Source organism: Haloarcula taiwanensis, from assembly GCA_002844335.1.
In the GTDB taxonomy this organism is placed as follows: Archaea; Halobacteriota; Halobacteria; order Halobacteriales; family Haloarculaceae; genus Haloarcula; species Haloarcula taiwanensis.
The window spans coordinates 317,397-337,184 of record CP019155.1 but is presented as its reverse complement, the minus strand read 5'-3'; the positions used below and the strand labels follow the sequence as shown (position 1 = coordinate 337,184).

Annotated in this window: 16 protein-coding genes; 10 read left to right on the top strand and 6 right to left on the bottom strand. The window is 62.5% G+C overall.

The window, feature by feature from the left end; translation table 11 throughout:
* Positions 1–174: 174 nt before the first annotated feature.
* Both BVU17_16660 and BVU17_16655 read left to right on the top strand, forming a co-directional pair.
* Entirely contained in the window at positions 175–1,107 is a 933-nt protein-coding gene (locus tag BVU17_16660) for an EamA family transporter (GenBank protein ID AUG49208.1), read from the top strand.
* Positions 1,108–1,408: 301 nt separating this feature from the next.
* The gene (locus tag BVU17_16655; GenBank protein ID AUG49207.1) at positions 1,409–2,713 is read left to right on the top strand and encodes a dicarboxylate/amino acid:cation symporter; all 1,305 of its coding nucleotides are present in this window, start codon (positions 1,409–1,411) and stop codon (positions 2,711–2,713) included.
* Between the two features lie 190 nt (positions 2,714–2,903).
* Here the strand turns inward: BVU17_16655 and BVU17_16650 are convergent, their stop codons facing one another.
* Positions 2,904–3,767 carry a serine acetyltransferase gene (locus tag BVU17_16650; protein ID AUG49206.1) on the bottom strand — a complete coding sequence of 288 codons (864 nt, stop codon included), beginning with the start codon at positions 3,765–3,767 and terminating at the stop codon, positions 2,904–2,906.
* A 151-nt stretch (positions 3,768–3,918) separates the two neighbouring features.
* Here BVU17_16650 and BVU17_16645 point away from each other — a divergent pair, with 151 nt between their 5' ends.
* Positions 3,919–4,119 carry a hypothetical protein gene (locus tag BVU17_16645; protein ID AUG49205.1) on the top strand — a complete coding sequence of 67 codons (201 nt, stop codon included), beginning with the start codon at positions 3,919–3,921 and terminating at the stop codon, positions 4,117–4,119.
* Between the two features lie 36 nt (positions 4,120–4,155).
* Here BVU17_16645 and BVU17_16640 read toward each other — a convergent pair whose 3' ends face one another.
* Entirely contained in the window at positions 4,156–5,049 is an 894-nt protein-coding gene (locus BVU17_16640) for a bifunctional 5,10-methylene-tetrahydrofolate dehydrogenase/5,10-methylene-tetrahydrofolate cyclohydrolase (GenBank protein ID AUG49204.1), read from the bottom strand.
* Between the two features lie 315 nt (positions 5,050–5,364).
* On the opposite strand from BVU17_16640, the gene BVU17_16635 reads away from it, so the two are divergent.
* Positions 5,365–6,876 carry an aminodeoxychorismate synthase, component I gene (locus BVU17_16635; protein ID AUG49203.1) on the top strand — a complete coding sequence of 504 codons (1,512 nt, stop codon included), beginning with the start codon at positions 5,365–5,367 and terminating at the stop codon, positions 6,874–6,876.
* The gene (locus BVU17_16630; GenBank protein ID AUG49202.1) at positions 6,873–7,445 is read left to right on the top strand and encodes an anthranilate/aminodeoxychorismate synthase component II; all 573 of its coding nucleotides are present in this window, start codon (positions 6,873–6,875) and stop codon (positions 7,443–7,445) included. The genes BVU17_16635 and BVU17_16630 overlap by 4 nt, the downstream gene beginning before the upstream one ends.
* A gap of 20 nt (positions 7,446–7,465) precedes the next feature.
* Here BVU17_16630 and BVU17_16625 read toward each other — a convergent pair whose 3' ends face one another.
* Entirely contained in the window at positions 7,466–9,322 is a 1,857-nt protein-coding gene (locus BVU17_16625) for a glycine/betaine ABC transporter (GenBank protein ID AUG49201.1), read from the bottom strand.
* Between the two features lie 102 nt (positions 9,323–9,424).
* Complete coding sequence (locus BVU17_16620; protein AUG49200.1) at positions 9,425–10,669, bottom strand: potassium channel protein; 1,245 nt, start codon at positions 10,667–10,669, stop codon at positions 9,425–9,427.
* 172 nt (positions 10,670–10,841) lie between these two features.
* Between BVU17_16620 and BVU17_16615 the strand changes: the two genes are divergently transcribed.
* The gene (locus tag BVU17_16615) at positions 10,842–11,252 is read left to right on the top strand and encodes an EamA family transporter (protein ID AUG49199.1); all 411 of its coding nucleotides are present in this window, start codon (positions 10,842–10,844) and stop codon (positions 11,250–11,252) included.
* Between the two features lie 90 nt (positions 11,253–11,342).
* Positions 11,343–11,723, top strand: coding sequence for a reactive intermediate/imine deaminase (locus tag BVU17_16610; protein ID AUG49198.1), 381 nt, complete (start codon positions 11,343–11,345; stop codon positions 11,721–11,723).
* 21 nt (positions 11,724–11,744) lie between these two features.
* Here the strand turns inward: BVU17_16610 and BVU17_16605 are convergent, their stop codons facing one another.
* Positions 11,745–12,014: a hypothetical protein gene (locus tag BVU17_16605; GenBank protein ID AUG49369.1), complete on the bottom strand. Its 270-nt coding sequence runs from the start codon at positions 12,012–12,014 to the stop codon at positions 11,745–11,747.
* Positions 12,015–12,180: 166 nt separating this feature from the next.
* On the opposite strand from BVU17_16605, the gene BVU17_16600 reads away from it, so the two are divergent.
* Positions 12,181–13,704, top strand: a complete 1,524-nt coding sequence (locus tag BVU17_16600) for an NADH dehydrogenase (GenBank protein AUG49197.1) — start codon at positions 12,181–12,183, stop codon at positions 13,702–13,704.
* Positions 13,701–17,009, top strand: coding sequence for a formate dehydrogenase subunit alpha (locus BVU17_16595; GenBank protein AUG49196.1), 3,309 nt, complete (start codon positions 13,701–13,703; stop codon positions 17,007–17,009). Before BVU17_16600 ends, BVU17_16595 begins: the two co-directional genes overlap by 4 nt.
* A gap of 240 nt (positions 17,010–17,249) precedes the next feature.
* Here the strand turns inward: BVU17_16595 and BVU17_16590 are convergent, their stop codons facing one another.
* Complete coding sequence (locus BVU17_16590) at positions 17,250–17,981, bottom strand: creatininase (GenBank protein ID AUG49195.1); 732 nt, start codon at positions 17,979–17,981, stop codon at positions 17,250–17,252.
* A 486-nt stretch (positions 17,982–18,467) separates the two neighbouring features.
* Here BVU17_16590 and BVU17_16585 point away from each other — a divergent pair, with 486 nt between their 5' ends.
* Positions 18,468–19,592 (top strand): cobalamin biosynthesis protein CobW, encoded by a 1,125-nt coding sequence (locus BVU17_16585; GenBank protein ID AUG49194.1) that lies wholly within the window; start codon positions 18,468–18,470, stop codon positions 19,590–19,592.
* Positions 19,593–19,788 lie beyond the last annotated feature (196 nt).

Below are 19,788 nucleotides of genomic sequence, written 5' to 3'. Positions count from 1 at the left end.
TCGGACCGCTGTCGACGTTACTCACTGTGGGACGTGACTCAATCAGCCGGCTCCGGGCAGATGCCACCCAACCAGTAACATCGCGTCAGGTGTTCGCTGTCGCAGTGCCAACATCTAGCAATTTGGAACGGGTTTCGACGGTCCTTTTACCGTCGGGTGGTGACCGACAGTCGAATGAGTCGCTATCGAACGACCGGTTGCTTTCTCCTTCTGGCTGCGATCTGGGGCACCGCCTTCATGGCGACAGACGTCGGCCTCGCCGACCTGCCGCCGGTACCCTTCGCTGCCGCACGCTTCGACATCGCCTCCGTTCTCCTGTTTGCCGCGTTGGCTGTCACAGGGTCCCTCGAACGGCCACAGACCCGCGACGACTACGTGTACGTCCTCGCTGGCGGAACACTTATGATCGGAATACATCACGTATTCCTGTTTACCGGGCAACAGTACGTCACCGGGGCTGTCGCTGCCGTGCTGCTCGGCCTCGTTCCCGTCGTGACCCCCGCGTTGACGAAGCTCGCGTCCAGCGATGACACGTTCACCGCAAATACCGGTGTCGGCGTAGTACTTGGGTTCGTCGGCGTCATCGTCATCGCTGACCCTGACCCGGCGAATCTTCTCAGCAGCACTATCGGAATCGCACTCGTGTTCGCGTCGGCGCTGGCGTTTGCCATCCCGGCCGTCGTCACGCACGACACCAGCCCGTCGATGTCATTTCTGGCCACGCAGGCGTGGTTGATGGCTATCGGGGCCGTTGTCCTCCATGTCACCGTGCTCGCGCTTCCCGGGCAGTCGTTTGCAGACGCATCGTGGACGCCGTCCGCATTCGCAGCGCTGTTGTATTTGGCTGTTGTCGCTGGCATCGGTGGCTTCCTGCTGTACTTCCGCTTACTCGACCAGCTGGGTCCTATCGAGATGAGTTTCATCGAATACGTCATTCCGCTGTTTGCTGCGCTTGCCGGCTGGATCGTGCTCGACCAGCAGGTCACGCTCGCTACCGTCGGCGGATTTGCGTGCATCCTCATGGGATTCATTGCGGCAAAGTGGACGGCGTTGCGAGCGGAGCTTCGTCGGGTCGTCGAGCCGAAAACCAGTCGACCGGCCGACTGACCGAGACCAGTCTGCTGAACAGCACTGACTGGGCCATACTGCTGGATCGAGAAAATCGACAGCGAAGCGGAAAACGGTAAGTATGGCCGTCAGACAGGAGTGGCAGCGGCGTCGCACTTCTGAAAACAAGCGAACTACAATCGGTATTCTGCTATCTTTTCAGCGATTCAGCAGTAGCACTTGCCGTTTGCCGATAAACATGCCTGTAAACGGAATGTTCTAAGCGAAGACCGCATCATAGCCGGTTGCACATACTGGCGATGCTGACGGGTTTTTATAAGATCGCCCGTTGCCGTATGATATGATACGATCCGCTCGGACACTGTGGAGCCGGTATCGATCCATCCCGCTCATCTGGCGCATCTTCGTCGCTTTCGTGGTGGGAACAGGTGCCGGTATCGCGTTCGGGGAACAGATGGCCGTAGTCAGACCAGTGGGCGACCTCTTCCTGCGGCTGCTCAATATGCTGGTCATCCCGATTATCGTCTTCACACTGCTGACCGGCATTCGCCAGCTCTCCCCCGCGAAACTTGGGAAGATTGGTGGTGCGACAGTCGCGCTCTACGCCCTGACGACGACCCTCGCAGGCATCATTGGCCTTGCGGTTGCAAACGTGCTTCAGCCGGGCCGTGGGGTCGAGTTCGGCGGCGGTGAAGCGCAATCGAAAGCGCCGCCGTCACTGTTGGATGTGATTCTCGGTATCGTGCCGAACAATCCCGTTGCGGCGCTCGCAGAGGGGAATTTGCTGGCGACGGTTTTCTTCGTCATCGTGTTCGGAATCGCGCTGACGTACGTCCGCTCCCAGCAAGACGCGCTCGCAGAGCGTGTCGATTCAGTGTTCGAGGCCTTTGAAGTGGGTGCTGAAGCGATGTTCGTCATCGTTCGAGGGGTGCTCGAATTCGGCGTACTCGGCGTATTCGCGCTGATGGCGTCCGGAATCGGCACTGAAGGCATCGGCCTGTTTTCTTCGCTGGGCGAGCTCGTGTTGGCAGTCACAATCGCAATCGTCATTCATATCGGCTTCACCTATCTCGTTTTCTTGATGGGCGTGGTCGCAGATGTCTCCCCGATCGCGTTCCTCAGCGGGGCAAGAGACGCGATGGTGACCGCATTCGCAACTCGGTCGTCGAGTGGAACGCTCCCTGTCACGATGCGTAATGCGGACGAAGACCTGCAGATCGCCGAGCGGGTGTATTCGTTTACGCTTCCAGTCGGTGCAACGGCGAATATGGATGGGGCCGCCATCCGACAGGCAATCACCGTGATGTTCGCTGCAAACGTCGTCGGACAGCCACTGGTACTTACTGAACAGGTCTTTGTCTTGATAGTGGCTGTCCTCATCAGTATCGGAACCGCTGGCGTTCCGGGAGCAGGCATTGTCATGCTCACTGTAATTCTCACACAGGTTGGCCTCCCGCTGGAGGTCGTTGGGTTCGTCGCCGGCGTGGACCCAATCCTGGGGCGGATTGCGACGATGAACAACGTCACCGGCGACCTCGCGGTTTCGACCGTTGTGGGGAAGTGGAACGACGGACTCGACCGTGGTGAGGGCGTCTGGTCACAAAACCTGAGCGGCGTCGCTGAGTTCGTTCCCGGCGACGATTAGGGCTCCGGGGAGAGCGATTGAAACAGAACCTAATGCTGGTACAGTTGTTATTCTAATCTATACGCCCCGCGACTGGACTGACAACAGCAGTATGAGCGTTGCTCGGGCCGGATACGCATTTCAGAAGCGTTTGTCGGACCGATTCGTAGTATCACCGCAGTCTCGGAAACCACGCCGTAACAGTTGCAGTTTACTTTGTTCGTTTCCGTTCCTGCGTCGGGTGGTCTGTGACATACACTTTCGTCTCGTCCGGAACGTCGTCAGTGACCCAGGAGTTCGCCCCGATGCTGACGTGGTCACCAACAGTAATAGCGCCCAGTACTTTCGTGCCAGCCCCGATGACGACGTGGTCGCCGATGTCCGGGTGTCGTTTGTATCCCTTCTTTAATCTGTGTTCGTCGCTCTCGTCTGCTTCGAAGTGGAGTGCGCCAAGCGTCACGTCCTGATAGAGGCGGACCCACTCCCCCACGGTGGTGGTTTCACCGATAACGACGCCGGTTCCGTGATCGATGAAGAAGTGATCGCCGATCTCGGCGCCGGGGTGGATGTCGATGCCGGTCTCAGTCTTGGCGTATTCGGTGAGTTCGCGAGCGTACTCGGAGGCCTCGGCCTCGTAGAGAGTATGTGCGACCCGTTGTACGAGTATCGCCATGAAGCCCGGATAGGACCGGATTATCTCCATGTACGTCTTCGCCGCCGGGTCGCCTTTGAACGCGGCCTCGACGTCTTTTTTGAGTCGCCTGCGAACCGCCGGGAGTTGCTCGATGACGGCATCGACTGTTTCAGCGGGGTCCGATCCGGAGTACGGTCTGATACCGGCAAAGAAGAGACCGCCCAGGGTGTCGAGTCGGTCCAGAACGGCGAGTTCGTCCCGGACCAGTTCAGCGGCGTTCCAGCAGGTCGGGAAGAATAGTCGTTTGAGGATGTCGACTTCCGGCCTTCGGTGTTCCCGTCGCGGGAACTCCATCTGTGTCTGGGTCGGGAACGGGTCTTCATCTGCCCGATACGCTGCGAACAGTTTCTCGTGCGCGTCGCCCGTGTAACAGTAGTCCATATCGAGTTGTTGCCCTGAACCACCTTAATCTTGAAACAAGAGCTATCTTTTCTCATACATGTTGTGTTCTCGCTTGCGCAGTAACACCAGAACTAACCAGAATCCCAGACTGAGAGGTAACTATTTGATACTGGCTTATCATCGACTCTGTATGGACGGCGAGTGCTACTTCTGTCATGGCATCGTATCAGCACCCGAAGAAGGCCATATCTGGCTGCGTGAGCACGACAGCCACGAAGTGTACATGCACGAACAGTGTGCCAGTGGCCACAACGCCATCGAAGGAGGGCAGAGCCCGGCCGGTGAACTCCTGATTACGTGCCCGGAATGTGGCGAAGTCGAGACAGTGTAACAGCCCACGCGGACACCCTGTAGATGGACATCTGTCCTACGGGAGTGTAATATCGACGCCGGACTGGAGGCTAGCTGCTTTCACTGTATTGTACATCAACATCGCAATGGTGAGCGGGCCGACCCCACCGGGGACCGGCGTGATGGCGTCCGCCTTCGCTTTGGCGCTCTCGAAGTCTACGTCCCCGACAAGTTTGTATCCCTTGTCCGTGTCAGCATCAACCCGATTGATACCGACATCGATGACTGTCGTGCCCTCCGAGAGCATCGCTCCGTCTATCATTTCTGGAACGCCGGCGGCGGCGATCACGATGTCGGCGTTGCGAGTCTTTTCGGCGAGAGCGTCGGTCCGTGAGTGACACACGGTCGTCGTCGCGTTGCCGCCCGGTCCGTACTGGATGAGCAGGTTCGCCATCGGTTTGCCGACGATGTCTGAGCGGCCGACGACGACAGCGTCTTTCCCCGCCGTCTCAACGCCAGTTTCGGCCAGTATTTTCTGTATTCCGTGGGGCGTGCAAGGCTTGTATCGTGCGTTCCCTGCGACGAGCCGGCCGACATTTTCGGGGTGGAACCCGTCGACATCTTTCATCGGGTCGATGCGCTCCAGCACGTCACGCTTGTGCACGTGGTCGGGGACCGGCATCTGGACGAGGATTCCGTGAACAGCCGGGTCCGCGTTCAGTTCGTCGATAGTCGCAAACAGTGTCTCAGCCGGTTCGGCCGGGCCGATTTCGTGATGGAACCCCTCGATGCCGATTTCCTCGCAGGCCTGTTGTTTCATCGAGACGTACGTCTCACTCGCGCCGTCGTCGCTCATCAGCACAGTCGCCAGCCCCGGTGTGACGCCCTCGCTGACGAGCGTGTCAGCACACGCTGCCACGCCCTCTGTGATCTGGTCACCGATCTCGTTACCGTCGATTATCGTTGTCATTATTGCTGTGTTCGTTCTCAGCCCGGAATCTCCCGGGAAGGTGTTCGGGAGTGGAATCGCTGCTGTCAGTCAGCAGCTGGAGACCGGGCAAGCGTTCGATATCCGTCTCAAACCCAGCGGGTATAGTGGATGATGTGGAATAGTCCAACCGTTGAAATACCATCGGCTATTCGTCCAGCGACCAACCACAATCGGTCGACGATTCAACAGCATATCGGCCGGAGGGGCAAGGGACCGAAAGTTTTTGTCCTGACCCATGCTTGGTCTAGACAACCATACCGGGAGGCATGTGCCTCTCGTTCGGGAAACTGCACTATGACTGATATCCGGTTCAGCACCGACAGAGAATCGTTCCTCGAAACTGCAGAACGGGCCCCCGACGGCGCTCGCGTGCCGGTCGAAGCTCGCCTCACAGTCACCGATCCGTTCGAGGCGTATCGCCGCGCCCGCAGCGGGACCACAGACGGGTTCTATCTCGAAACGACCGGCGGGCAGTCCGGCTGGGGGTATTTCGGCGTCGACCCGGTCGAGCAAATCGAGGTCTCCGCAGGGGCGACATCCGCACAGGACGGCAGCAGTCCGAGCATCGACGCCATCGACGAGCTACTCGACCGCGAACACCTAGAGCGGGGCGACTGTACGGTTCCATATCCGTGCGGCGCGTTCGGCTGGCTGTCGTACGACGTCGCACGGGAGCTCGAAGATATCCCGGAGACGACTGTATCAGACGGTCTCCCACGGCTCCAGTTGGGCGTCTTCGAGTGTGTCGCCGCGTGGGAGGAGCCACATGACGGAGAGATCGAACTGTACCTGACGGCCTGTCCCGTCGTCGACGAGTCGGCCGAGACGGCGTACGAGCGTGGCCGCGGGCTGGTCCGCGAACTGGCCGAGGCCGCCGTTCACGGCGAGGGGCACGTCCAGCCCCAGCCGACTGCGGCAAGTCAGGCCACGTTCGAGAGCGAGTGCGGCGAAGCGGCGTTTGCGGACCGCGTCCGGCAGATAAAACAGTACGTCAGGGACGGCGACACGTTCCAGACAAACGTCTCACACCGGCTGACCGCCCCGGCGGCCGTCCACCCGGTCAATACCTTCGACGCCGTCCGCCGGGTGAATCCGGCCCCGTATTCGGCCCTGCTTGAATTCCCCGGAGTCGACCTCGTCAGCGCCAGCCCGGAGCTGTTGCTTGACGTCGACGGCGACCGGCTGCTCACGGAGCCGATTGCAGGGACGCGCCCTCGCGGCGCGACGCCGGCTGAAGATGAGGAACTCGAGGCGGACCTCTGCAGTGACGAGAAGGAGCGGGCCGAACACGCGATGTTGGTCGACCTCGAACGCAACGACCTCGGGAAGGTCAGCGAGTACGGAACCGTGGACGTCGCCGAGTACCGCCGCGTCGACCGCTATTCGGAGGTGATGCACCTCGTGTCTCTCATCGAAGGAAAACTACGCGACGGCGTGAGCGTCGCCGACGCGGTCGCTGCGGTGTTCCCCGGCGGAACCATCACCGGCGCGCCGAAGCCGCGGACGATGGAGATTATCGATGAGGTGGAACAGACTCGACGGGGGCCATACACCGGCAGTATTGGGGTATTCGGCTTCGACGACCGCGCGACACTGAACATCACCATCAGGACACTGGTCCATTACGACGGCGAGTACCGGCTCCGCGTCGGGAGCGGCATCGTCCACGATTCGGAGCCGGAGGCGGAGTATCAAGAAACGCTGGACAAGGCCCGGGCGCTCGTCACCGCCGTCGACGAAGCGCTGGGCGAGCAGGGGTCCTTTGCGGTCGAGTCCGGGACCGAGCCGATGGAGAAGATGCGATGATACTCATCATAGATAACTACGACTCGTTCGCCTACAATCTGGTCCAGTACGTCGGCGAGTTCGACGAGGTAACCGTCCGCCGGAACGACGCTATCGACGTGGACGGCATTCACGAACTCGACCCGGACGGAATCGTCGTCTCTCCCGGTCCCGGGACGCCAGCGGAGGCCGGCGTGTCAATCGACGTTTTCGCTGCGACAGAGTATCCGGCCCTAGGCGTTTGTCTTGGCCATCAGGCGCTCTGTGCGGCCCACGGAACCCCCGTCGGCCATGCACCGAGTGTGGTCCACGGGAAACCTTCCGAAGTCCGTCACGACGGGACGGAGCTGTACGACGGGGTCGACGACCCGTTCGAGGTCGGGCGGTATCACTCGCTGGCCGTCGAGACTACTGCGCTGCCGGATACGCTCGAGGAGACGGCTCACACTAACGACGAACAGGGGGTCGTGATGGGCGTCCAGCACACTGAGAAGCCACACATCGGCGTTCAGTTCCACCCCGAAAGTATCCTCACCGACGCGGGGAAACAGCTGGTTGAGAACTTCTGTACGGGGATCGCTGAGGGGTGACCACACGGCGGGAGTAGGGCCTACTTCTCTTCGGGCGGGTCCACGTCGTGATGGGTCTGAATATCAGGCAGTTTCCTGACGGCACGTCTGAGGAGTGACGTGTGGCCACGCTCGTCTCGAAGCCAGGTCACAGTCAGCCCGCCGGCTGCCACGAGTGAAATGACGGCGAACGGACCGCCGGTTAGAACAGCCAGCGCCTGTAACGTCTCAGCGCCACCGAGAAGCAACACCGAAACGGCGACCGCTCCCTGGAAAACCCCCCAGAAGACGATATGCGTCGTTGACGGTGCCACGCCCCGTCGCGTCGCCAGTACTGAGACGACGAGTGTCGAGGTGTCCGCTGATGTGGCCATGAACACGATGATGAGCGCGAGAAACAGAAACAGCAGGAGCAGACCCAGCGGCAGCGAGGACAACAGCGGGAATCCAGCGACGGCTTCTGAACCCCCGCGCTGTGCGATAGCGGCGAGAATATCGGCCCGACCCGTTTGCTGGATGAACAGGGATGTGCCACCGAGCAGCAGGAACCAGACCATCGTCGCCACCGAGGTCGCGACGACGCTGGTGAACACGACAGTCCTGACCCGTCGACCGCGGGAGAGGGCGGCCACGAACAGCCCCGCAAACGGAGCCCAGGAGAACCACCACGACCAGTTCCAGACAGTCCACTCCGCGACCCACGCCCCACCGGTGTGGAGACTCAGCGGAACAAACTCCACGATGTAGGTGCCGAGTGCCTGTGTCCCTCGTTGGAGGACGAACGACCGTGGCCCCACAGCGACGATGAGGAGCGTGAACAGACCGAACAAGACAACGTTGAGGCCGGCAATCCGACGGATGCCGCGGTGAATCCCGGTCGCACTGGAGACGACGAATATCAGCGTCAGTCCGCCGACGAACAGGACCGGTCCGACCTCGCCGGCCGCCACACCCCACTGGTAATTGATGCCAGCGAGGAACTGCTCGCTCACGAGTGCGACGGAGGTGGCGATGCCGCCGATAGTGGCAAAGACAGCCAGCGTATCGACCAGTTTGGTCCAGACCGAATCCAGCCCCTCAGTTCCCAGCACCGGTGCCAAGACTGTCGAGACCCGGAGCGGCGCGCCTCGCGTGAACGCGAAGTACGCTATCGGAACGCCGATGACGGCGTACGCGCTCCAGGCCGAGACGCCCCAGTGAAAGAGGGTGTACACCAGCGCACCGTTGATAGCGTCCTGCGACCCGGCGGCGGCCCCGGTGTACGGCGGCGGTTGGGTGAAGTGAAACAGTGCCTCCGTCGGCCCCCAGAACACCAGTCCGGCCGCGATGCCGGCCGTAAACACGAGCGTGAAATAGGTCGGATAGGTGTAACTCGGCTCCGTCTCCGGACCGCCGAGTTTGATATCGCCCCAAGGCCCCAACAGCAGGAACAGGCAGTAACAGACGGAGAGAAAGACGGCAGCGAGAAACAGTGGGCCGCCGCCGCGAAGGGCTGTGGCCGCAGCAGCATCAACAGCACCTGTCGTCCGTGCGGGGAATGCGACCTGAAGCCCGAAGAACGCGGCGAACACGAGCACCGGGAACGCGAGGATGGCTGGTTCGTGCTGGGTGAGAAATCCCCGGACAGCCTGCCGGACGTCGGTCTGTCGGACACGCAGGAAAACATCGGCTGCGGCTGGCGCAGTCGTGTCTTCGGAGTACGGGAGCAGCGCAATGTAACACAGCCCCGAGGTGAAAAACACGAGGGCGACGGTCAACCAGACCGGGCCGGTCACGGCTTCGCCGACGAGCGTCGGAAAAAAGAAGCCCGCAAGCACGAGCGCCCCAGACGCGGCACACAGTGGGATCAGTAGCCGGCCGACTATCTCCGCAATGCCACTTGCGTCCGAGGTGGCCATGCCTCGATATTCAGTATCGAAAACATATATTACTATCCCAGAACGCTGTCGAAGCTGTCGACCGTACCGGTCGAGACTATCGTCGCTGGAGTGGTGGCCGGGTCACTCGGAGTTGGCAGGGTCGCTGTCGTCGGTCCCGATGCTGGTCAGCAACGAGTCCGTTGACCCGCGGCCCAGCACCGACTGTCCAAGAAGCCGTCCGCCGATGGAACGGGGATTGATAACCTCGTCAGCGCCGACGGCGCGGAACTTTTCGACGTGCTTCTGGTCAGTCGCCGCTGCGACCGTACGGATGTCCGGATTGACGTTCTTCGTCGCGATGACGGCCAGTACATCGCGTGCGTCGTCGTTGCTCCCCACCACAACACCACTTGCAGTTCCGACGCGGGCATCTCTGAGAACAGCCTCGTCGGTGGGGTCGCCGGTGAGCAGGTTCACACCTTCGCCCTGCAGCGACGCGACCGTGTCCTCGTCGGGCGTAACAACGACCACCTCAGTTTCGTCGCCCAGTTCCTTGAGCAGCGATGCCGTAACGTCTCCGTGTCCGAGAACCACAACGTGGTCCTCGAGGAGTGTGAGTTCTGATGCGGTCATGACTCCGAACGCTGTCGCCATTCGTGATTCGATAGCTGGCCCGATGAGCGCGCCCACGGCGACGGTGAACGCGCCGGTCCCGAACAGAATGATCGAGAGCGAGAACCACCGTGCCTCCGCCGTTACGGGGGTGATGTCGCCGTAGCCGACCGTCGCGATGGTGACGATGACGTAGTAGACGGCGTCCCCCCAACTGTCGAGTTCGAGAAACTGGCCCCGTAGCCCGTAAGCGCCCACAGTTCCGTAGAGAATGACCCCGAAAATCGCTGACAGCGACGCAATCTGAATCGGCGAGAGGTCGAGCGGCTGGTCGAACCGGTGTCGGTTTCGGAGTAACAGCGGGTACGTGACCAGCGTCATCACCAGCAGGGGGATGTCCGTGGGCTGAAACGTGGCAAGCGGCAAGAACGCCAGCCCGAGAAGCACGACAGCTGCCACACGCCAGGCAAGCCGTTTGCGCCGCTGGAGTCCGACTGTCAGGATGCCGAGTAGGAACGCGAACAACACGCCGCCGAACCGGACGGCGGGTAACGGAAGGGTGGCGACTGTGCTCAGTGGACCATGCATCGCAAGCGACGCCCGACTGAGATTCGAAAGCCCGGTCACGAACGCGAGGAGCGCAACCATGCCGGTCAGGACGACCGTCGGCTTCGCACCAGATAGCTCGTCCCATTCGACGAACGGAACCCTGTCGGCCGGATAGAACACGTCCTCAAGTGTCCGGTCCGACGAGTCTTCTGGGACGTTATCCATTGTCACAGTGTTCTCGGAGTCGACATAAAAAACACGCGGCGAGTGGACACCGAACTCAAGGCAATGGGCTCCGTACGATGGTGTCAATGCGTCGATTGTACGGTCCCAGGTGTCGCTGTTCGTCAGGAGTACGTAAACGGAGTTGGAACCGACGCACGCGGAGGTCGGGCAGATGAACGCCGCCGTCCTGTTCGGACTGGGGACGATGATAGCCTGGGGGTTCTGGATCGCGTTTGGCAACGTCGCATCGAGCACAATGGACCCGGAAACCGCGGCGTTTGTCTCCTATGCAGCCGCGACGGTCGTCACAGGCATCTACGTCGCGGTCTCTGACGCGTCGCTCGTCGTCACGAATCGAGGGCTGTTGTTCGCCGGCGCGGCCGGTGTCGCGGCAGCCGTCGGCGTGGTTTCGACGTTCGTCGGCGTAACAGTGGGATCGACATCGGTGGTCTCTACCATCGGCGGGATGTACTTCATCACTGCTGCAGTCATCGGCGTCATCGTCTTCGGAGAATCGATGACCCTGACCAAAGCCGCGGGCATCGGGCTGGCGCTGACCGCGATTATCGTCATCAATCAATGACGGGACACAACTGGTAAGCGCCCGAGAACGTTGTGTGAGCGTGACCTACAACGGCAGGGATTTATACAACGAGGGCAGGTTTGTCCGAGTATGAAGCGAACAATCAGCACCGACGACGCACCGGCCGCAGTCGGCGCGTACAGTCAGGCCACGTCGAACGGCGACCTCCTCATCACCGCCGGACAGCTCCCGCTAACGACAGACGGCGAACTGCTCGACGACGAACCAGTCGCCGACCAGACACGGCAGTGTCTCCACAACGTCGAGGCGATTCTGGAGTCGGACGGGCTCTCGCTCGACGATGTGCTCAAGACCACTGTCTATCTCGACGACATCGACGATTTCGACGCATTCAATGAAGCCTACAGCGAGTTCTTCGAATCGGACCCACCAGCGCGGAGCGCCGTCGGCGTGGGTGCGGTCCCGAAGGGAGCAGCGGTCGAAATCGAGGCTATCGCCACCACCGACTAGCCAAGGGGGCCGGTTCGTATCTTACCGTAGCTCCATCTGCTCGGCCCGCTCAGTAGCCAGCGCGGTCAATTCGTCGACACTGCTGTCCGAGCGGTCCGCAAGGACGCGGAGCAACATCCCGAGCTGTATGGCCGCTGCCTCGCGGAGTTCCGCGGCCTCCTCGGTGTCGTTGCCGAAGTAGTACTCGTGGCGGCCGTCCTCGTGGATGATACCTGTGTACACCGAGCGCAGGTCGGATTCGGTTATCGCGGCTGACGCCTCCGTCTTGACTTCCTCGAATCGCGGGTTCATGGTTTCGCTTGTGACACCGTTCCGCTCCCTCATTGTTTCGACGGACTGAACTGACCATCGCTCTCTCATCAGTCAAGAGATACGTAATGTTTTGAAGCGGGAAACGATCCCAATGTATCCGATCACTCGGCCGGGGTTTTTAGTCGTTCAGCACGACGCACAGAGTATGACACAGGAAACCACGGCCCTCGCTCATTCGACCGTCGTCCGCGTGTCGGCGGAGAGCCAGTCACAGAGCGGGAACCGGGTTCGCTCCGCGGCACGGGCGGCGGCGGACTCGGTCCCGGTCGTCAGGACGGGGCCGACGGGCATCACAGCGGCCACACCGCTGGTGATGATTACGAGTGACGGGCAGACAGCCTTCTACGGCGACCCGTCGCCAGCGACCGTCCGCGACCTCGTCGATGAACTGGAAGCGGGGACAGTACCGACAGCTGCCGCAGACGCGGTCACCGAACACGACCCCGATACGACGTCGCTTCCCGTCCCGGAGCGGGGGCCGCTCTCTGTCGGCCGCCGTGACGTGCTGGGGCCCTGTGGCTGGGTCGCCCCGCTGGACCCGGCCGACTGGTCGTTCGTCTCGACTGAGCAGACCGCCGACGCTGCAGCGGGAGCCGGGCTGCTGGGCCGAGGCCGCGGGGACGCCGCCGCCGATGAACCGATTGCCGAGACGTGGGAAACAGCCAGCACAGCCGACGGTGACCCGGTGGTCGTCTGCAACGCCAACGACGCCAGCGGCCTCCCGACGGGCGACGGCACCCTCCTCTCTGGCGCACCAATGGCGGTCCTCGACGGTATCGCGGCGGTCGCCGAGCACGTAGCCGCCGAGGACGCTGTCATCTACGTAAACGAAGCGCAGACGGCCTTGCAAGCGGACCTTAGAGAGGCCATAGACGCGGTCGCCGACACGCTGCCAGTCGTTCCGCAACTGGTGGCCGGCCCGGACGAGTTCCGCGCCGGCGAACCGACTGCGGCGCTCGAAGCGCTGGAAGGGGCCGACCGCATCGAGCCGCGGCTCCAGCCGCCATCGCCAGCCAAACACGGGCTGTACGGCCGCCCAACGGTCGTCCACACCCCGCGGACGTTCGCGCAGGTCCAGCGGGCCGTCGCCGACCCCGGAGGCCTCGACGCCGACGCCGCGGACCCCGGGACGCGGCTCATGACCGTCACCGGCGACGTGGCCGCACCGGCGACGGTCGAACTCGGGTCCAGCGCCAGCCTCTCGGCGGCCCGCGAGGCAGTCGAGATGGACGGCTCGTTCAAGATGGCCTGCGTCGGCGGCGTCCTCGGTGGCATCACCCGGAACCTCGATGTCCCGCCGACTGCCCAGTCGCTACGGGCGGCCGGGCTCGGAACCGACGGCGTCGTCGAGCTGTTCGACACCGACCGATGTGCTGTCGAAACGGTCGGGAAGCGGGCCCGGTTCGCGTCAACGGAGAACAGCGGCCGGTGTGTCCCCGGTCGCGAGGGGACAAAACAGCTCGCTGAACTCCTGCGTGACGTGTACGATGGTTCCTTCGAGAGTGACAAAATACGCGAACTGGGCCGGGTGATGCGGCAATCGAGCAACTGCCAGACCGGCGCACACGCGCCGCGGCCGGTGACCACCGCCATCGACGAGTTCGAACCCGAGTTCCGCGCCCACACGAACGGCCGCTGTCCCAGCGGCACCTGCACGGAGAAACTATGAGCACAGACAGATCGATTCCACGAGTGCCCGACCTACACGACCCACAGCCGGAGACGCCAGTCACCCGCGAGTTCGAGACCGGAACCGCCAACGACCCCGACGTGGGGACCGACGCGGACGAGCCGACGACGCTCACCGTCGACGGCGAGCCGGTCACTGTCGACCCCGGCTCGACCATCATCGACGCCTTACAGGACCTCGACGACGAGGTCGTCAGCGTCGACCCCGGTGCCGAGGGCGTCGAAGACGACGCGGACGTGCCGGCGCTGTGTTACTACGACCGCGACGGCGACTGCAGCGACGAAATCGGCCCGCGCAGCGAGTGTCGCACCTGCATGGTCGAGACCGAGCAACACGGCCTCGTCCCGTCGTGTTCGTTCCCCGCCGAAGACGGCCTCACCGTCTCGACGGACACTCCAGACGCCGAGGAGGCCCGCAGCGTCAACCTCGACCTCGTGCTGTCGAACCACAACCTCCGGTGTACCACCTGCAACGGCAACGGCCGCTGTGAGCTGCAGGACGCCGCCATCAGCGAGGGCGTCGATCACCCCCGGTATGGCGTCTTCGACGAGCGCGACCAGTACGAACCCATCGACGACACCTCCTCGTTCATCCAGATAGACCGCAACAAGTGCATCCTCTGTAACCGCTGTGTCGACGCCTGCAACGACGTGCAGGTCGAGGGCGTCCTCCGAATCGAGGGCCACGGCGAGGACACCCGCATCGGCTTCCAGTCCGACGCCGAGACGATGCACGACTCCGAGTGTGTCTCCTGTGGCCACTGCGCCACCGTCTGCCCCACCGGCTCGCTGACCGAGAAGGGCATCGGCGGCGCGGCGACGCTCCCGCTGCCGGGCTTCACGCAACGGAACTCCATCGGGACCGTCATCGAACACGAGGACGCCGAGACCATCGACGACACCACCGCCCCCAACCGCGGGTTCGAGCCCGGTGACCCGAGAGCGACGGAGAAAACAGGCCTCGCCAGGTTCGCCTCGCAGGCTAAGCGCCGGGCCGGCGACATCGCCAAGGACTACGGAAAGAAAGCCTTCCTCGCCGGCGAACACACCGCCGAGAGCATCGCCGCGAACACGATGCCCGAGGGCCGCCTGTTCGACATCGCCAGCGCGGTCAGCGATTACCGCCTCTCGAAAATAGACAAGGAAGAGACCACCTGTGGGTTCTGTGCCGTCGGTTGCCGGTTCGAGATGTGGGGCAAGGACGGCGACTCGCTCGGGGTCGTCCCGGTCGAGGACCCCGACGACGCGCCCGCGAACAACTTCTCGACCTGCGTGAAAGGGAAGTTCGGCCACGAGTTCGCCAACAGCGAGCGGCGGGTCACCGAGCCGCTGGTTCGCAACGACGACGGCGAACTCGAACCCACGAGCTGGGACGAAGCCCTCGACTACGTCGCCGAGCGCTTCACCGAGATTCAGGACGACCACGGCATCGACGCGCTGGGCTGTCTGGCCTCCTCGAAGGGGAGCAACGAGGAGGCGTACCTCGTCCAGAAGTTCGCCCGGCAGGTGCTTGGCACGAAGAACATCGACAACTGCGCGCGCCTCTGTCACTCCTCGACGGTCGCCGCGCTCCAGCAGACGCTGGGCTACGGCGCGATGACCAACCGCATCAACGAGGACATCGGCGAGGCCGACGCCTACCTCATCAGCGGCTCCAACACCACGGAGTCTCATCCTGTGCTCGCCACGCGCATCAAGCAGAACGTCCGCGACGGGGCCGACCTCGTCGTGTTCGACCCGCGGAAGGTCGGCATCGCCGAACACGCCGACCAGTACACCCGAACCAACCCCGGCTACGACGTGGCCTGGCTCAACGGCCTGATTCGCTACATCATCGAGAACGACCTCCACGACGAGGACTTCATCGAGCGCAACACGAAGAACTTCGAGGAGGTCAGGGAGAAAGTCCAGGCCTTTACCCCCGAGAAAGTCGAGGAACTGGCGGGCGTGTCGCCGGAGGAACTCGCCTCGGCGGCCGAGACACTCGCCGCGGCCGACAGCGTCGTCTTCGGCTGGGCGATGGGGATGACCCAGCAGAGCCACGGGACGGAGAACCTCATCGCGATGGCCGACCTCGCGCTCGTGCTGGGCCAGGTCGGCAAGCCCGGGGCCGGCCTCTCGCCGTTCCGCGGCCAGAACAACGTCCAGGGCGGCGGTGGCGACATGGGCACGCTGCCGGGGAGTCTCCCGGGCTATCAGAACCCGGCCGACGACGAGGTCGGCGAGAAGTTCGCCGACGCGTGGGGCGAGCGACCGCCCGAGGAACCCGGACTAAAAGTGCCGGAGATGCTCGCCGAGGCCCACGCGGGGAACCTCCGCGGGATGTACGTCGTCGGCGAGAACCCCGCGCTCTCCGAACCGGACATCCAGCACGCCGCCGAAGCGCTGGAGGACATGGAGTTCCTCGTCGTCCAGGACATCTTCATGACCGAAACGGCGGAGTACGCCGACGTGGTGCTGCCCGCTGCCACCTCGCCGGAGAAACACGGCACGTTTACCAACACCGAGCGACGCATCCAGCGGGTCCGTCCCACGTCCGAGCCACCGGGCAAGGCCCGTCAGGACTGGGAAATCACGCAGGCCTTGGCCCGTCGGCTCGGCTACGACTGGGACTACGACCACCCGCGGGAGGTCATGGACGAGATCAACTCGCTCGCGCCCATCTACGGCGGCGTGACGTACGACCGGCTCGAATCCGGCGAGAAACACGGCCTGCAGTGGCCCTGCTGGGACGAGGACCACGAGGGCACGCCATACCTCTACGACTACGAGGAGGGGAACTTCAACTTCGAGGACGGGAAGGCCCGCTTCGTCCCGGCGGACGGCGGCCACCCCGGCGAGATACCGGACGAGGAGTACCCGCTGACGCTCACCTCCGGGCGGGTGCTGTATCACTGGCACACGGGACAGATAACGCGCCGCGTCGAGGGGCTGATGAGCCACGTCGGCGAGAGCTTCGTCGAGGTCCATCCCGAGACGGCCGATAAGCTCAGAATCGCTGACGGCGAATACGTCCGCGTCGAGTCCCGCCGGGGCGACATCGTCGTCAAGGCCCAGGTCACCGACCGCGTCGGCCCGGGGACGCTGTTCATCCCGATGCACTTCGCGGCGGGGGCGGTCAACAAGCTCACCGGGGAGACGTTCGACCCGACCGCCGGCATCCCCGAGTACAAAGTGTCGAGCGTGCGGGTGGAAGTGCTGGGGCCGGAGACGGACGAGACGGTGCTTCGGACGCCAGATGCCGGCGGAAAACAGGTCCGGAAGCGAGGCGCTGGCGACGACTGAGGCGGCGCGGCTGCTTGCAGCCAACACATTGAGATGTGCGTGGTGTTGTGACATCTCCCAACAGGTGCGGCAAATACAATAGTACTTAGTCCGTATCTGGTTCTATATTCTTCTTTTGAATATAATTTGTCCTGTAGTAAACCCAGTACCGATATTTGCTAAGTAAATAAGCAAGGAATGTTTTGATGTGTGTCCAGATAGTGTTACTTTAAGAGAGTTTATTTTCTTTTGCCTCACCACTTACTCACGCGGTCCAACAGGTCGGTCCGCGATTTCGTCAAGGAGGTCGACGAGCGACTCTGTGGCCAGTTCCAGCAGCGTCTCCCCGCGGCCGGCGCTGCCCTCGCGCGGGTCGCCGACGACGCCGTTCTCCGTGAACTCGTCGGAATCGAACGCGAGATTGACGCCGCTTTGCCACTCTCCCCAGCGGTCGCTGCCGCCGTCTGCGGCCTGGTCCAGCCGATCCTCGTGGACAGTCTCCGGGTTCGTGTGCTGGAGCAGCGAGGTTTCCAGCGGTCCACCGTGGCCCATGTCGGCGCTGTGGTCGCCGACCGCGTTGAACCACGTGAACGGGACAGCGAAGGCCTCGTCGTGGCGGGTTATCCGACCCGACACTTCACGCAATGCGTCGATGTTGCCGCCGTGGCCGTTGACCAGCACCACGCGGTCCCAGCCGTGGCTGGCGAGGCTCCCGACGATGTCCCGGACGTAGGACCGGAACGTCGATTCGGTGGTCCATAGCGTCCCTGAAAAGGCCCGATGCTCCTCGGCGACACCGACGGGAACTGCCGGTGCGACGACGACTGGGTTGTCGTAGCGCTCGGCACCGCGTTCGGCGACCGCCTCGGCGTCGAGCGTGTCCGTCCCGAGCGGGGCGTGTGGCCCGTGTTGTTCTGTACTCCCGACAGGAAGCAGCGCCAGATTCGTCTCCACATCCGCCACATCAGTCCAGGTCTCCGTCTGTAGGTTCATAGTCACATGTCCGGAGGCGGCGAGATAAAGCCCGTTCTCTCGGCGGCTTTTACAGTGGTTTCTGGCGCGATCTCGCTATTCAGGAGCGCACCTGAAACTCGAACACCCAAATTGGTAAGTAGATATGCGAATTGAACATGGCCGATCCAGTCAGAATCCCCTGATGATACGAATCACTCGTTGTCTTCAAGTGACTCTACCGCGTTTTCAAGCGCTTCCAGTGCCTGCTCCAACTCCGCAGAAACTTCGCGGTCGTCTACTTCTTCCTTGACAATTTGAATCTGTTTTATCGCTTCTTTCAGTCTGTTTGGCATTTATGTGCTTGAGTTGTCAGGCTCCAACATGATAATATCTGGGTTCCCTGTACTGACCGGGTGTTCCAACTCTGACATGGGACAAAGAAACGCTGTTGGCAACCACAGTTTACAATTGCGAGCCGGTTCCGGACCCGGATTTATTACGTACTGACACGTGCGTTGTGGTAGCATGTCTACAGACTCGGATTCGATTCCGATGACGGTCATCAGCGGCCCCCTCGGCGCTGGGAAGACGACACTGGTCAACAGGCTGCTGAGCGAGCCCGGCGACAGGCGCATCGCCGTCGTCGTCAACGACATGGGGGAGATAAACGTCGACGCCGAGCTTCTCGCGAACGAGGCGGATACGGGCGAGGAGGGCGTCGTAGACCTCTCGAATGGGTGTATCTGTTGCCGACTGCAGGATGACCTCGTCACCGAGGTGACGCGACTTGCCGAAGAACGGTCGTTCGACTACCTAGTCGTCGAGGCCTCCGGCATCAGCGAGCCGATCCCCATCGCAAGAACGCTGACCGTCGGGCCGGACGGGGGCGACCCCCCGGAGGGGTTCCATCTGGATACGACGGTCTCGGTCGTCGACGCCTACGGGTTCTGGAAAGCGTTCGACCCCGAGGAATCGCTTCCGGACACTGCACCCGATCCCGAGCGGCCGCTCACCGAGGTGCTGGTCGACCAGATAGAGTTCTGTGACGTGCTCCTTCTGAACAAGTGTGACATGGTCCCCGACGACGCGCTTGAATCCGTGGAGGCCGCGATCAGAACGCTCCAGCCCCGGGCGTCCATCCATCGAACCACATACAGCAACGTCGACCCCGACGACGTGCTCGGGACCGGACGATTTGATTTCGAGGAGGCCAGACGAGAGCAGGGCTGGAAACAGGCATTAGCCGGGGCGGAGGGTGCAGAGAGCCATGCCGACCACGAACACGACGACGAGATGTCGGCCGCAGCGGCCCACGGCGTCGAGTCGCTCATCTATCGGCGAGACACACCGTTTCACCCCGGTCGGTTCAATGACTGGCTCGACGACTGGGACGGTGCTATCGTCCGCGCCAAGGGGTTTGCGTGGGTCGCCAGCAGGCCAGAGACGGTGCTGGGCGTGAGTCAGGCCGGCCCGTCTGTTCAGGCGGGACCCATCGGCGAGTGGGGCAACGACGACCCGTCCACGCGGCTCGTCTTCATCGGGCAGGAGATGGACGGGGATGCACTCATCGGTGAACTTGACGACTGTCTGGCCACGGACAAAGAGCGAACGGAACCCTTTGCCAGCGATCCGTTCCCGCGGGAAGGGTGAGTCAGGGTGCGCCGTACCCCACCTCATCGCGGAGTTCGTCCCACGACTCGTGAAACCCATAGGTGGACTCGGAGTCGCCGCCCATCGCGTCCTGATAAACGTCATCATAGGACAGGAGCTGCGTCCAGCCGTCGTGGAACCGGTAGCTACAGTACTGACACATAGCTGCTCATACTGGGGAGCAGGATGTATAGCT